Origin of the sequence: Carboxydocella sp. JDF658 (assembly GCF_002049395.1) — a bacterium.
GTDB lineage: Bacteria > Bacillota.
The window spans coordinates 127,331-141,357 of sequence record NZ_BDLR01000004.1 but is presented as its reverse complement, the minus strand read 5'-3'; the positions used below and the strand labels follow the sequence as shown (position 1 = coordinate 141,357).

The 14,027-nt window shown below is 54.3% G+C and carries 13 protein-coding genes; 11 read left to right on the top strand and 2 right to left on the bottom strand.

The genetic code is table 11. The features are described 5' to 3' along the window. Positions 1-618: patatin-like phospholipase family protein (locus tag JDF658_RS01360; RefSeq protein WP_143311922.1), on the top strand; the 618-nt coding region annotated here is incomplete at its 5' end. Here JDF658_RS01360 and JDF658_RS01355 read toward each other — a convergent pair. Then, entirely contained in the window at positions 527-1,732 is a 1,206-nt protein-coding gene (locus JDF658_RS01355; protein WP_079906234.1) for a nucleotidyltransferase, read from the bottom strand. The genes JDF658_RS01360 and JDF658_RS01355 overlap by 92 nt on opposite strands. 93 nt (positions 1,733-1,825) lie before the next feature. On the opposite strand from JDF658_RS01355, the gene pta reads away from it, so the two are divergent. The 5 genes from pta to JDF658_RS01330 all read left to right on the top strand — a co-directional run bounded on the left by pta (position 1,826) and on the right by JDF658_RS01330 (position 5,017). Beyond that, positions 1,826-2,842 carry a phosphate acetyltransferase gene (pta, locus tag JDF658_RS01350; RefSeq protein ID WP_078664935.1) on the top strand — a complete coding sequence of 339 codons (1,017 nt, stop codon included), beginning with the start codon at positions 1,826-1,828 and terminating at the stop codon, positions 2,840-2,842. After that, positions 2,843-4,015, top strand: coding sequence for an acetate/propionate family kinase (locus JDF658_RS01345; protein ID WP_078664934.1), 1,173 nt, complete (start codon positions 2,843-2,845; stop codon positions 4,013-4,015). 64 nt (positions 4,016-4,079) lie between these two features. After that, positions 4,080-4,604 (top strand): DUF177 domain-containing protein, encoded by a 525-nt coding sequence (locus JDF658_RS01340; RefSeq protein WP_079906233.1) that lies wholly within the window; start codon positions 4,080-4,082, stop codon positions 4,602-4,604. Between the two features lie 3 nt (positions 4,605-4,607). After that, positions 4,608-4,787 carry a 50S ribosomal protein L32 gene (gene rpmF / locus JDF658_RS01335; protein ID WP_078664932.1) on the top strand — a complete coding sequence of 60 codons (180 nt, stop codon included), beginning with the start codon at positions 4,608-4,610 and terminating at the stop codon, positions 4,785-4,787. Further along, positions 4,745-5,017, top strand: a complete 273-nt coding sequence (locus JDF658_RS01330; protein WP_079906232.1) for a 3-hydroxyacyl-CoA dehydrogenase NAD-binding domain-containing protein — start codon at positions 4,745-4,747, stop codon at positions 5,015-5,017. Before rpmF ends, JDF658_RS01330 begins: the two co-directional genes overlap by 43 nt. A gap of 110 nt (positions 5,018-5,127) precedes the next feature. On the opposite strand, the gene JDF658_RS01325 is transcribed toward JDF658_RS01330, so the two are convergent. Further along, positions 5,128-5,637, bottom strand: a complete 510-nt coding sequence (locus JDF658_RS01325) for a DUF6125 family protein (protein ID WP_078664929.1) — start codon at positions 5,635-5,637, stop codon at positions 5,128-5,130. A gap of 187 nt (positions 5,638-5,824) precedes the next feature. Here JDF658_RS01325 and JDF658_RS01320 point away from each other — a divergent pair, with 187 nt between their 5' ends. The 5 genes from JDF658_RS01320 to recJ all read left to right on the top strand — a co-directional run bounded on the left by JDF658_RS01320 (position 5,825) and on the right by recJ (position 14,013). Then, entirely contained in the window at positions 5,825-6,772 is a 948-nt protein-coding gene (locus tag JDF658_RS01320; RefSeq protein ID WP_079906231.1) for a TIGR01212 family radical SAM protein, read from the top strand. Between the two features lie 82 nt (positions 6,773-6,854). Then, positions 6,855-8,780 (top strand): hypothetical protein, encoded by a 1,926-nt coding sequence (locus JDF658_RS01315; protein ID WP_079906230.1) that lies wholly within the window; start codon positions 6,855-6,857, stop codon positions 8,778-8,780. After that, complete coding sequence (locus JDF658_RS01310; RefSeq protein ID WP_079906229.1) at positions 8,770-10,971, top strand: ATP-dependent helicase; 2,202 nt, start codon at positions 8,770-8,772, stop codon at positions 10,969-10,971. The genes JDF658_RS01315 and JDF658_RS01310 overlap by 11 nt, the downstream gene beginning before the upstream one ends. After that, positions 10,964-11,770 (top strand): PD-(D/E)XK nuclease family protein, encoded by an 807-nt coding sequence (locus JDF658_RS01305; RefSeq protein ID WP_159446521.1) that lies wholly within the window; start codon positions 10,964-10,966, stop codon positions 11,768-11,770. Before JDF658_RS01310 ends, JDF658_RS01305 begins: the two co-directional genes overlap by 8 nt. After that, the gene (recJ, locus tag JDF658_RS01300) at positions 11,767-14,013 is read left to right on the top strand and encodes a single-stranded-DNA-specific exonuclease RecJ (protein WP_079906227.1); all 2,247 of its coding nucleotides are present in this window, start codon (positions 11,767-11,769) and stop codon (positions 14,011-14,013) included. The genes JDF658_RS01305 and recJ overlap by 4 nt, the downstream gene beginning before the upstream one ends. Positions 14,014-14,027 lie beyond the last annotated feature (14 nt).

Here is a 14,027-nt window from a genome sequence, read left to right as displayed (position 1 = left end):
GGATTGGGGGGGCTGGGGCTATATAAAGGGGAAAATTTTTATCAGGCTCTCAAAGTGCTTACCGGCGGGCGCAGTTTTGCCCAGACCCGGATACCGCTGGCGGTAGTAGCAACCGATTTGGATCAGGGGGAACCGTACATTATTCAGGAGGGGGAACTGGCCCTGGCTCTGCGGGCTTCAGCGGCTGTACCAGTGGTCTTCCAGCCGGTAAACTGGCAGGGGCGTCGGCTGGTGGATGGGGCCTTGACCGCCCGGGTGCCGGCTCGCATGGCTCGTCAGCTGGGAGCAGACCTGGTTATCGGGGTGGATGTGCGCTTTGGCCTGGCTGATAACCGGGCGGAGAAATTATGGGAAGTGGCGATTCAGAGCATTGAGATTCTGGAGCGCCAGATTTGTCAGACCCTGCCACAAGAAGCGGATTTGCTAATTACACCGCAACTGGGACACATCGGTTCCTGGGATTTTCACTGTTATGAAGAATTAATCCGTTTGGGAGAAGAAACAGCCCGTCAGGCTCTGCCCGGCATCAGGAACCTGTTGGCCCGGTGGGCCAGCGCCGCCAGTCCAGACCAGGACGGGGCAAGGGCTGGGGCCAGAGGAGAGAGTGCAAATCAGTAGCCAGACTATCCAGGCGCATTTGCCGGTGGTAACGCCAGGGAGTGGTACGAGTAACCAGGGGCAGGCTCCCGGCCTTTTTTATTTGCTTTAACAATTGCCGCCCCCGCTGGGAAAAGGCCAGCAGCCTGAGGTAGGCCGGGCCGGTTTCATCCCAGTTATTTGCCTCTTCCCGGGTAAAATTCAGCAAAAACTGGCATAATACCCTTTGAATCCGGGTCCAGGTATAGGCTTTGGTTTTGGTCAGTTGCACCAGTTCCTGCCAGCTGCCCGCTACAGTGACGGCATTGAAGATCCGGTTGACCAGGGCCCTTTCTCCATCAACGGTAGCCAGCAAACGGCTTTCTGCTCCATCCTGACGCAGCTGCCAGCAGAGAAAAGGCCAGAGCCTGTCCATGAATACTGGACCCCGGCCTTGCTCCACAGCCTCTTGCAGGTAAGGCCAGGTAGGCACGGGCAAATACGCGAGGGGGGCTGTTCCCTTTTCCTGCCAGGCTTTGCGTACAGCTGTGGCAGAAGCAATGGTTTCCCTTTCGGTAGCAGCAGGCAGTTCTTCATCATGGTAATGGGCCTGACGCCGGGGTATGGTAAATACTTCCCAGTCCAGATTCATTTTCTTGATGGCCCGCAGGTACTCCACGCCCAGAATGTTGTTGGGAGTAGCCAGGGCTTCCGGCTGTTTCATAGCCAGATAGCGGGCTTTGGGAAAGCTGTGGCCCTGACGGATTAATTCTCCGACATCCTTTTCCCACCAGCCCTCATCCAGAAGCTCAGCCACTTCCTGTAAGGGCTGCAGCTGGCCGCTTTCCGAGCCGAAACAAAGATGAGTGATTACCCCGGTTGCAGCTAAAACCTGGACAGCCCCTCTGGCAAAAGTACCGGCAGAACGCAGTACAAAGGCTACCGGTAATTCCAGTACCACATCGGCACCGGCAGCGATGGCCATCTGGGCCCGGGTCCATTTATCCAGTACAGCCGGTTCCCCTCGCTGCACAAAAGAACCGGACATGACACACAGGACGAAATCAGCGGCGGATAAACGTTTGGCTTCCTGCAGATGCCAGGCATGGCCATTATGAAAGGGATTATATTCGGTAATCAGCCCCACGACGTGCATAATATCCTCCTTAAAAATAAAAGCTACGGCTACAAAATCTCCTTACTTTGTAGTATAATATTTTTTTGGTAGGCTAGCAAAGGGGGCATACATATGGCAGTAAAATTGATGGAAAAAATCTGGAACAAGGCACGACAGAAGAAACAACAGATTGTCCTACCGGAAACGAGTGATGAACGGGTGTTACGGGCAACGGAAATCATTTTGCGGGAAGGATTGGCCCATCCCGTTTTACTGGGGAAGAGGGAGGAGATTTTGGGCAATGGTCGGGAGCTGGGGGTAGACCTGACCGGAGCTGAAATCGTGGATATCTTTAAATTCCCTCGCCGGGAGGAATATGTGGAGGCCCTCTGGAATTTGCGCAAGGAGAAGGGCCTGACCCGTGATGCCGCTGACCATTTGCTGCGCAATCCCCTTTATTTTGGTGCCATGATGGTAAAAATGGGAGATGCCGATGGCATGGTGGCCGGCTCTCTGAGCACCACCGGAGATGTGTTGCGTCCTGCCCTGCAGATTATCAAGACTGCACCCGGTATTTCCGTAGTGTCCGGGGCCTTTATCATGATTGTACCCAATGAACAATATGGTGAAGGCGGAGTGCTGGTTTTTGCCGACTGTGCTGTTAATCCTGACCCCACGGCAGAGCAGCTGGCTGAAATCGCCTATGCTTCAGCCCAGACTGCGCGCAATCTTGCCGGTATTGAGCCCCGGGTGGGCATGCTTTCCTTCTCTACTAAAGGCAGTGCGGAACACCAGCTGGTTTCCAAGGTGCAGCGGGCCACGGATATTGCCCGGGAACGTTATCCTGACTTAAAGGTGGATGGGGAATTGCAGGCTGATGCTGCACTGGTACCAGCAGTAGGGCAATACAAAGCCCCGGGCAGTGAAGTGGCCGGACATGTCAATGTCCTGATTTTCCCGGACCTGCAATCCGGCAACATCGGGTACAAGCTGGCTCAGCGGTTAGGGGGAGCAGAAGCTATTGGCCCCGTACTTCAGGGTATGGCAGCTCCTGTCAATGACCTCTCCCGGGGTTGCAGTGTGGATGATATCGTCAATGTTGTAGCAATCACTGCAGTACAGGCTCAAGCAAGGGAGGCGCACCATTAAATGAATGTACTGGTTATTAATTGCGGCAGTTCTTCTTTGAAATACCAGTTATTTGACATGGCAAAGGAAACTGTGCTGGCCAAAGGGCTGGTAGAACGGATCGGCCTGGAGGGCAGCTGTTTGACTCACCGCGTTGGTGAGGATAAAACTGTAATTGAACAGAATATCCCTGACCACCAGGCGGCTATCAGTCTGGTGCTGGAACAGGTACGGGGATTGGGGGAAATCAAGGCCGTAGGCCACCGGGTAGTACATGGTGGGGAAAAGTTTTCAGCCTCTACTGTCATAGATGCTGAGGTTTTAAAAGCTATTGAGGAATGCGTGGAACTGGCTCCCCTTCACAATCCACCCAATATCATCGGGATTAAGGCCTGTCAGGCCCTATTGCCCGGGGTACCCCAGGTGGCCGTCTTTGATACGGCTTTTCACCAGACCATGCCACCTAAAGCCTATATCTACTCTTTGCCCTATGAGTATTATGAAAAATATCGCATCCGCCGCTATGGCTTCCATGGTACTTCCCACCGTTATGTGGCCCAGCGGGCCGCTCAGTTGCTGGGTAAGCCTTTAGACCAGCTGAAACTGATTACCTGCCACCTGGGCAATGGAGCTTCCATCACTGCTATCGATGGGGGGAAATCAGTGGCTACCTCCATGGGCTTTACTCCTCTGGAAGGCCTGACCATGGGTACCCGCAGCGGAGATATCGACCCGGCGATTGTGTCATATATCATGGAAAAGGAAAACCTGACTGCCGAGCAGGTGACCGGTATTCTCAATAAGAAATCCGGGGTACTGGGCATTTCCGGGGTGAGCAGTGATTTCCGCGATCTGGAGGCAGCTGCTGCCCGGGGCCATGAACGGGCCCGGCTGGCTCTGGAAATCTTCTGCTATGATGTCAAGAAATATATCGGTGCCTATCTGGCGGTGCTCAATGGCGTCGATGCTATTGTCTTTACCGCCGGGCTGGGGGAAAACTCCTCGGTGGTTCGGGAAATGGTTTGTCGTGACCTGGAGGCCCTGGGGATTGCTATTGATGCCGAAAAGAACCAGGTGAGAGGTCAGGAAGCCGATATCTCAGCGCCTTCTGCCCGGGTCAAGGTCCTGGTTGTACCCACCAATGAAGAGCTGATGATCGCCCGGGATACAGTGGCCGTACTGGCAGGAAAATAATTGATTGACAAAGGCCCCTCTGGCCTGTATAATTAACGTTGGCTATTTATTGAGGTGAAAACCGATGGAAATTGATGTCAGCCAACTTTTGAAGGCTCCAGGGCAGGCCATTGCTCTCGCTTTTGAGGAACAATGGGTGCCGCTGGAGTTTGGACAAGAAAAACTGGAGTTCGTAAAGCCGGTTTCTGTCAGCGGGACTGCGGCCAAAGTAGGGCGTCTTATCCAGGTTAAAGGGGAAATCCGCACGGAAATCAGGCGCCAGTGCGGGCGTTGCCTGGAACCATACACCTTCCCTCTGGAAGTACCGCTGGAAGTGGAATACCTGCCCTTACATGAAGTTGCCGAGGGCCCGGCCGGGCAGGAAGATCGGGATAAATTCACGATTTTTACCGGCAAGGCAGTTTTTCTTGATACCGAAATTAAGGCCGCCATGGTGCTGGACTTGCCCATTTCCGGTCTTTGCCAGGAAAGTTGCAAGGGGCTTTGTCCAAAGTGTGGCCAAAACCTGAATGAAGGTGAATGCCAGTGTCCCCGGGGGGAAATTGATCCCCGCTTGGCGGTGCTGCAAAAGCTTTTGAAGGAGGTGTAGACAATGGGTGTACAACAGAATAAGAAATCCAAGGCTCGCACTCGCAATCGCAGAGCACAGTGGTTGAAAATTGACGGACCTGGCATGTCCGTTTGCCCTCAGTGCAAATCCCTGAAAATGCCCCATCGGGTTTGCCCCGAATGCGGTTTCTACAAAAACAAGGAAGTTGTTGCTGCCGAGTAAGGACAGACACCTCTTCGGAAACGGAGAGGTGTTTTTATTATGGTATTGAAGGGGATTTTTCGTCTTTTCAAAGGCCAATACTGCAACTGCACTCCCTCCTGCCAGAACCCACTATCTTTGCCTCCAACACATACCAGCTCAGTATCACTGCACTGGCTGCCGCATCTCATCGTTCTGACCGCTTTATTGGCATGCACTGGTTTAATCCCCCAAATCATTTATGGTGTTAATACATCAGAACAGACCTAAAGAAGTGGAGAGGAGATTCTCCGGTTTTGCGGCAGCTGGTATAGTGCGTTGAAAAATCCCCCTGATAACGTACGTTATCAGGGGGATTGTCTTACTCCTCCAGTGTAAATTCCCAGGCACAATAAAATTCTTCCGGATGTTCATCGGGAGGACAGGCGATACAGCGGGTCTTGATTCTGGGGTCGATGGTTCTGGCAAAACCGCTGTACTCGGTGATTCCCACCGGCTTGCAGGGGAAATCAGGCAGGCCTTTGCGCTTGCGGGCTGCCTGCACCCGGCAGGTTTTCATGCGATAGACAATGCGCTTAGGTCCCTCCTCGATAATCTCCTGTTCATTGAGGAAACCATAGAGCCGGAATTTCAAAGCGGTTTTCAGGGCCTCCAGGCCGCCATTATCCGGCAGTCCCAGAAACTCCTTGACCCGTTTGGCCTCCAGTACCGTAAAAGTAGCCCAGGCCTCCTCATCCAGTTCAATGGCCTTTTCCAGGCCGTAGCGCTTTTCCACGGCCAGGAACCAGAGGCCATCATGGGCCAGCCAGCGCTTGGCGAAATCCTCCAGCAACGCCAGGGCCTGTTCTTTGCTTAAATCTTTTGGTTCCATACCTTCTTACCCCCTATCTGTATATCTATAGAATATCTATTTCTCCTTTCTTGTTTTTCTTCCTGCTGTTGTCGGAAAAAATCCGGCTAAATGGTAGAAAAAACAGTTCAACAGCTGTCATAGACGTGCGAACGGCTGATTATCTGCTATAATATTAGCAAGAACTGAGACAAGGAAGGTAAACAGGATGGAACGCTATCGCAATTACTCCCGGCATCTACAGGCCAAATTCGGAGAAAAAGTATACAAACTGCCGGTCAACTTACCAGGAACCTGTCCCAATCGGGATGGTACGGTCGGGCGAGGTGGCTGTATTTTTTGCGATGAAGCCGGGGCGGGGTTTGAATGCCTGCCCAGTTCCCTGGCGGTTGAAGATCAGATCAAAACCAACCAGGCATTTTTCCGCCGCCGTTTTAATGCCCATAAGTTTATCGTCTATTTTCAGGCCTTTACCAATACCTATTTACCATTGGAACTGTTTCGCAATTACATGGAGGCTGCAGCCACCCAGCCGGATATAGTAGGCCTTTCTATATCCACCCGCCCGGACTGTATCAATGAAGCCTATCTGGATGTCCTGAGCCAGTGGCAGGAGCAGGGGCTGAATATCAATGTGGAACTGGGCTTGCAAACCGTCAATTATCACACTCTGCGGGAGATTAACCGGGGTCATACCCTGGCGGAGTACATCGATGCCGTCTGGAGGCTCAAACGGCGGGGATTTGAGGTTTGCACCCACATTATTCTCAATCTGCCTGGAGATGACCTGGTGGATGTCATTGAAAATGCCAAAATTCTCTCCGCGCTGGAGATCGACTATGTCAAACTCCATTCCCTCTATATAGTGAAAGGAACAGAGCTGGGGCGCCGCTTTGAACGAGGGGAAATAAACCTGATCTCTTTGCCGGAGTATGTGGATCGGGTTGTGGCTTTCCTCGAATATTTGCGGCCGGAGACGGTAATCCAGCGCCTCGTAGGCAAGGGGCCCCAGGGCGAAATGTATTTCTGCAACTGGAATACCAGCTGGTGGAAAATCAAGCAGATGATCGAAGAGAGACTGGAGGCCCTGGATACCTGGCAGGGAAAAAAATGCGATTATCTCAATGGCAAGGCGGTTCGCCGTTTCCTTGACTAAAAATTTTTCCATAACCGGCAGGATTTCCAGTTTAAAGGACGAATAGTATAGAACATAAGTTTGTATTAAAGGGGAGAACAGGTTGAAAGAGCTATTATCAGGACCTTATGGCGCCGGTAAGACAGCAGAGTGTTTACGGGTTTACCGCCAGTGGCTGGAGGAAGGCATGCGCACTGAGCGGATTCTGGTTTTGCTGGCTTCCGCCCGGCGGGTGAGCTGGTGGCGACAGCAATTGATTTTGCCTCAGGCGGGTAATCTGGAAATCTATACTTATTTTGGTTTTATCCAGCGGGAAATTGCCCTTTACTGGTGGCAGTTAAAAGCCAGGCAGCCAGCGTTAAAAGGGGATGATCCCCTTTTTCTTTCCGCAGAAACTGCCCACTATCTGGTTACCAGACTGGTGGACAGAGCCAAGGCCCAGGGTAAACTGCTGAAAGTCGTGGCTACCACTGCTCAGCTAGCAGTACAGGTGCTGGATTTACTGAATCTCATTGCTGTTAATGGCCTGGAGGAAGAGGAGGCCTTGCAACGTTTGCTGACAGGCTGGCCGGCAGCAGTAGACCGGCAGGAGGAACTGAAAGCCGCCCTGGCGGTAGGGCAGGAATTTCGCCAGCAGTGTCTGGCGGGCGGGATGATCGACTATTCCCTGGCGGTGGAACTATATCACCGCTATCTGCTCCCTGAGCCGAACTATCGGCAGGAACTATTGCGACGTTATCGGGGTTTGATCATAGATGATGCCGAAGAACTGGTGCCCACTGCTCTGGATCTGGTGCTGCAATTGCTGTTGAAAGCAGAGCAATGGCTGGTTACCATCAACCCGGAAGGCGGTTTGGGGCGTATCCGGGGAGGGGCGCCGGAGCTGGCCTGGGCCCGCCTGCAGGAAATGGCAGGGGCGAATTGCCGGCAAATAGGTGGGAGGCCAACCCTCCCGCAAATCCAGGAAATAGAGGCCAGCTGGCGGCCTGAGCTGCTGGAATTGATTGCCGCCCGGATCCTGGAGCTGCGGGCTCGAGGGGTAGAATGGGATCAGATAGCCCTGCTTCTTCCGGTGTCAGATGCCATTCTGGAAACGGCCATCGAGAACTGGGCCCAGCGCCAGGGCATACCGGTACGCAAGTTTGCCACTGGCTGGCGGTTACTGGACCAGCCTCTGGTCCGGGCCCTGCTCACCCTGGCGGTTCTGGCCCATCCCCGCTGGCATTTGGCCATTGCCGAGGATGATCTGGCCCACTCCCTGGCCCTGATTCTTCAATGTGACCCCCTGCGGGCCCGTTTACTGGCCCGGGAGCTGGTCAGAAACGGGGTGGAAGAGCTGGATCTGGATCAGGACCAGCTGCGGCGCCATCTCGGTTTTGCTCTCAGCGAGAGATGGGAGAGATTGCAGGAGTGGTTGCGTTCCTATCGGCAGGAGCCGGGGACCATTGCCCATTTCCTGCAACGGGCCTTTGGTGAGATTCTGGCTCCCCTGCCTTTACAGGAGGAGGATCTGCTGAGTGTGCGGCGGTTGCTGGCGGCTGCCCTGCGCTTACCCCGGGCCCTGGCCCAGGCCTATGGGGATGAAACCCAGCCCGACCAGGCCTTTATTCAGATGATTCTCAAAGGGACCCTGGCCCAGGAAGTTCTGGAACTGGCGCCCTGGGTGGAGAGAGGCCAGGGGCTTTTGCTGGGTACCGTCAGCTCCTTTCTGGACCGGGGGTTCACAGCTGAGCATGTCTTTTTGCTGGATGTGACTGCGCCTGCCTGGTGGCAGGGACCGGCCAAGGAGCTGGTCAACTCCTGGCTGCTGGCCAGGGATCGGGAAGCAGAGGATATCTGGCAGGACGATACTGACCAGAACTGGCGCAAAGAACAGGCCAACCGGATGGCCTGGGCCCTGTTCAGCCGCTGCCACCATCTTTATCTGGGAATTAGTATTTACAACTCCCAGGGGATAGAGCAGGAAGGGCCCTTCCTGGACTTTGCCCTCAGTTTGGCTCAGACAGGGGGTGGTGCTGATGGCAATTAACTGGCGGCCGGGCCAGGATCTGGTCATGGCCTACCGGGGAGGACGGCTGGCGGTTCCGGCGGTGCCAGGAGCGGGAAAAACTCATGTCCTGGCCCATCTGGCGGCAGATCTGATCGCCACCGGGGCCGTTGGCCAGGGCAAAATCCTGATCGTGACGGCGATGAATTCCGCTGTTAGCAACTTCCGGCAGAGAATCAGCAGGATTCTGGCCGAAAAGGGCATCGAAGGCAAGCGCAAATTCGAGGTCAGGACCCTTCATTCCCTGGCAGTGCAGATCTTGCAGGAAAAAACCGAGGTAGTTCTGGTTAATAAAGATTTCAATATTATAGACGAGGAGCAGAGGAAACATATCCTTAAAGGGATTATCAATGACTGGATGCGCAAACAGCGGCAGCGCTGGGAAGGCCCCCTGGGTAATCAGCCTGACCTCCGGCAACTGGAGAAATGGCGTGAGCAAGTCGCCGATTTTCTCCTGGCCGGCATTTCGACCTTGAAAGGACGAGGAGTGCAGGAACCGCAGGCAGCAGACTGGATCGGGACGTTGCCACCGGATAACCCCCTGGGCTGGTTGCTGGAAGTCTATCTGGTTTACCAGCACCAGCTCAGCCGGGAAGGGGGGATTGATTTTGATGATATGATCCTCAAGGCCCGGGATTTGTTGCGCCTGGATCAGCAGCTTCGCCAGCGGCTCAGTCAAAAATGGACGTACATCTTCGAGGACGAAGCCCAGGATTCCAACCCTTTGCAGGAAGAAATCCTGCGTTTACTGTCCTCTTCCCATGGCAATCTGGTTCGGGTAGGAGATTCCAACCAGGCCATTATGGGCACCTTCACTGCAGCGGAGCCGGAACTGTACCGGGCCTACTGCCGTGACCCCCTGGTTCAGAAAGTCGATCTGCTTTATGCCAGTCGCAGCTGCCAGCAGGTGATTGATACCGCCAACTGGCTGGTGCGCTGGGTAACAGAGGAATACCCGGTTGCGGCCTGTCGCAATGCCCTGGAGGCCCAGTTTATTCAACCGGCTCCGGCGGGGGACAGCAGGCCCAATCCGGTAGTGGGCGGTTTTCCGGTAGTCATGTGTACCTACCGGAATGGGGAGGAAGAATACCAGGGGGTGACCAGATATATCGCCCTGGCTCAGAAGACTTATCCCGGTGAGAGTATCGCTGTTCTGGTGCCCACCCGGGAAATCGGGGCCAAAATGGCCGAGACGCTGGCCCAGGAGGGGATTGCTGCCCGGATTGTGGGAGAAGATCTGGGCAGTGATTTAAAACGGGCCATGTATGGCCTGGTGCGGGGGCTAAAATATCTGGGTTCTCCCGATGACTTGAAAGCCTGGATCGAGCTCTGGCAGGACTTTTTCGCCCTGGAACTGGAACCAGGGGACAGGAAGACCCTGTTAACCTTTTTACAGGGTTACCGGCCGGAAGAATTGCTTTATCCACCCGGGCAGCAACAGACCCTGGAATTGCTGGATGCCCTGCAGAGCCAGGAGGCCTATACGGTGCTGCAGCAGGGGTTAAGACAGGTGCGGGACTGGCTGGAGGCTTCCCTGCGCCTGGTACCTGACCAGCTGGTGCTCTATCTGGCCGAGGACCTGGAGCTGAAAAAGGAGGAACTGGCCCTCGCCCATAACCTGGCGGGCAACATCCGCTACCAGTTACAGCTTTACCCGGAGTGGCGTTTAAAAGAAATAGCCAGCAATTTGCCTGTTCTCGAGCCTGCCCTCAAGAAATTTGCCCTCAAAGTAGAAGAAATGATGGATAGCATTGATGAAAAGAGTGTAACTATTTGTACCTGTCATAAAGCCAAAGGGCTGGAATGGGATATTGTCTTTGTCATCGCTACCAATGCCTATCCCTATACGGGGAAACTGCATCATTACAGTCGCAGTGAATATAAACTTCCTGGCAGAATTATCAATCTGAATGCAGAAGCAAAAGCCTATTTGAAACAGCTGCAGGGAATGGCAATTACCGGTAATCCCCTTGAAGAGGCCAAACTGGAGGAGATTAGAGAAAAACTGCGCTTATTTTACGTAGCCATAACCAGGGCCAAAAAACGTCTGATCATTACCAGGGCGCGGGAGTATCAGGATAAAAATGGAAAACCGAGAGATTCAGAAGCTCCGACTTTCTGGAAAGAGATGGCAAACTTCGTACGGGTGGCAGGAGGGAAAATATATGAATAGAAATAAGAAACAGTTATTTCAGCAGCTGACCTTCAGTCAGGCAGCCCTGGAAACCTTTCTCACCTGCCGGCGCCGTTTTCGCTATCGCTATGTGGATGCTCTCTACTGGCCCACGGTATGGGGAAAAAATGAAGAAAGCCTGCGGGAGCTGGAACGGGGGTTAACTTTCCATCGCCTGGCCCAGCAATATTACCTGACCGGACAGGTACCGCCGGTGGGGGAAAGCAACCTGAACCGGTGGCTGGCTGCCCTGGCAGCAACCTGGTCCCGCCAGGACGGGTACAGCTATTATCCCGAACAGGAATTGCGCTGGCAAAGTCCCTGGGGTTCTTTGCTGGTTAAATATGATTTGCTGGTGCAAATTCCCGATGGCCGCCTGCTAATTTATGACTGGAAGACTCAGGCTGCTCCTCTGCAAGAGAAACTGCTGACAGAACGCTGGCAAACCCGCCTCTACCTGCTGGTAGCCGCTCGCTGTGGTCGCAACTATCTGGGTTTGCCCCCTGATGCCGAGGTTAGCCTGGTCTACTGGAATCCCCGCTATCCGGCCCAGCGGGTAGTCATACCGGGAAAGGAAAAGTTTCTGGCCGAGGCAGAAGAACGTTTAAGTCAGGTGCTGGCGGAAATCCAGGCAACAATTGCTGCTGCCGATTATCCGCCTGTAGGCGTGGAGGAGGTTTGTCGCAGTTGTGAATACCGCCCTCTCTGTCAGGGTCAGATTACTGAAGAGCTGGATCCAGCCAGGGAACTGGGGCTGGAGGATTTAAGCTGGCAACTGGTTGAGGGGGAAAGCTGGTGAGAGAGGTCAGATTTCAGTTGCGTAACCTCCGGCCGATGCCGGTTGAACTGCAGGAACTGGCAGGCAGCAAACCTTATCTGGCCCAGCTCCTCTGGCAGCGGGGCTGGACTGAATTGCCGCCAGAAGCGGAGTTGAGCTCTCCGCTGGATTTACCCCAGCTGGAAACCGGCGCCCGCCTGGTCTGGCAGGCCATCGAAACGGGGCAACCTATCCTGGTCTATGGGGACTATGATGTGGATGGAGTCACTGCTACCGCTGTTCTGTACCGGGCCCTGCATGCTCTGGGGGCAAAGGTGGAGTACCACGTACCTGACCGGTTTGAGGAAGGATATGGATTAAATAAGGAGCGGCTGGAACAGGCAGCGGCTGCCGGGATCCAGCTGGTGCTCACCTGTGACTGCGGAGTGAGCAATGAAGAAGAAGTACGGCGAGCCAGAGAGCTAGGGCTCAAGGTGGTGATTACTGATCACCACCTGCCACCGGAACGGCTGCCGGCGGCAGAGGCGGTGATCAATCCTCACCTGCTGGCCCAACCCGCCCATCCGGCTGCCTGGCTTTCCGGTGTCGGTGTAGCCTATTATCTGGTGCGTCAGCTCTATCAGTTGGCCGGGAGAGCGGGTCAGGAAAGAGAACTGGAACAGCTGGTAGCCCTGGGGTTGGTCGCTGATGTGGTACCTTTGCTGGGGGATAACCGTACACTGGTGAAACGGGGTTTACAGCTGTTGCAATCCGATCAGGTTTATCCCGGTTTGGGCCTGCTGCTGGCCCGTTACCGGCAGGAGGAGATTGATGAAGAGCTGATAGCTTTTCAACTGGCACCCAGGCTCAATGCCGCCGGGCGGTTGGACCATGCTCGCCTGGCGGTAGAATTGTTGATTGGCCGTGATGAAACCAGGTTAGATGAAATTGCCCGCAGGCTGGAATTGCTGAACCGGCAACGCAAAGCCATCGGGGATGAAATGGGGCAGGAAGCGGAAGAATTATTGCGCCTGAGGGGCTGGCAACCGGGTGAACCCATTCTGCTCTGGCAGCCGCACTGGCATCATGGCGTACTGGGAATAGTGGCCGGGCGCCTCTGCGAAAAATATCGGGTGCCGGTATTGCTGGCAGGATTGAAGGAAGATGGGGAAACCCTGACCGGTTCTGCCCGGGCACCGGCAGGTTACCATTGCCGGGAGGCTTTGCAACAGGCTGAAGTTCATTTGCAGAAATATGGCGGTCATGCGGAAGCAGCCGGATTTTCCCTGCCTCGTCTGAACTGGGAAGCTTTTACCACCACTCTCAAATCGGTTTTGATGCAACAGCAGCAAAATCTGCCGACCACTACAACCCTGCTGTATGATCTACCTTTCAATCTGACCGAGTTAAGCCCGGAACTGGCCCGTGAATGGCAGGAATTGAAGCCTTTTGGACCAGGCAATCCCCCTCCTGTATTTCTACTGGAAGGGGTGGAGATAGTTTCGACCCAGGTCCTGGCTCAACGCCATTTGAAGCTTACCATCAGACAGCAGGGAATAGGACAAACGTTGAACTGGTGGCTGGCGGCGGAACGGGCAGAGCAAATTGTGCCGGGAACCCGGGGGGATTTGCTGGTGCAGCCAGTCTGGCAGAAGGAAAGTACGCAGCTGATTTGCCTGGATTTTCTGGCTCGCACCCTGCCGGGACCACAGCCAGCCCTCAATCTGGTTATTGAGGACTGGCGCAACTGGAGGGAGGAAGGGCGGCAACTGCCGCTCTGGCAGGAGAGCTGGTATTATCAGTGGGGTGAAGGGTATACTCCGCCAGTCAGGGCAGAAACCCTGGTTTTGTTGAAACCACCGCCATCGGAACGCCAGCTGCGGGAAATGCTGGCCTTGACCGGGGCCCGGCGGCTGGTACTGGCTTTTGGCAGAGCAGATTTGGGCAGGGCTGATGATTTCCTCCAGAATTTGCTGGCACTCTTGAAACATAACCTGGCCCTTTTGCCTCCCTTTCTGGGGCGGATTAACCTGGAAGAGGCGGCAGCCAGGCTGGGGGAAACGGTGGAAACTGTTTTTCTTGGTCTGCAGGTATTACAGGCCCGTCATTTTCTGCAAATATTAGAAGTAGAAGAGGAAGAGCTGATTCTGCAAAAAGGACCCGGGAAAGGGCCGGGAGACCGTAAACTGGAAGCGGGTTTGCTGGCAGCTTTACAGGAAAGTACAGCCTTTCGCCGATTTCTTTTAGAAAAAGAGCTAGATAGAATAAAACTTTATTTACATTAAATTTGTTTTTAAAG